This is a genomic window from Klebsiella sp. K-Nf6 (assembly GCF_002806655.1).
In the GTDB taxonomy this organism is placed as follows: domain Bacteria; phylum Pseudomonadota; class Gammaproteobacteria; order Enterobacterales; family Enterobacteriaceae; genus Klebsiella; species Klebsiella variicola.
Genome location: NZ_PIBN01000065.1, coordinates 1 through 358, shown reverse-complemented (window position 1 = coordinate 358; position 358 = coordinate 1). Strand labels below are relative to the sequence as shown.

Sequence of the window (358 nt, the reverse complement as noted above, 5' to 3'; positions counted from 1 at the left end):
AGAACGCCTCACGTATTCGGAGATTTTGTTTCCAGAAAATAAGCCGCCTGGTTGTGGCTCTTGTTGTGTAGTTTGCAAAGTACCTTTTTATTTTGCATTGAATTCACCACACGACAAGGGAAGGGAAAAGTACAAAAAGGTGATGATTCCGACCTGATTGAGAAAATGTGATTTCGATCCGCTCAATCAGGCTGTTTTCGTTAATAATCAATAATAAGATGATTATTTTCATCACGTATTAGCGAGAGTTGACATAGTTATGCTCGAATTATCCATAGCGCTTCCGATCCGGGTGCAAAACGGAGGGTTATTTATTTCTCGCGGCGTGGGCAGCCACCCGTCGCGTACCCTGCATTCC

Annotated in this window: 1 pseudogene; it reads left to right on the top strand. The window is 43.3% G+C overall.

Annotated features, from left to right (window positions below):
* Nucleotides 1-259: 259 nt before the first annotated feature.
* Nucleotides 260-358: pseudogene (locus CWM61_RS28650) on the top strand (AraC family transcriptional regulator); the annotation flags it as partial.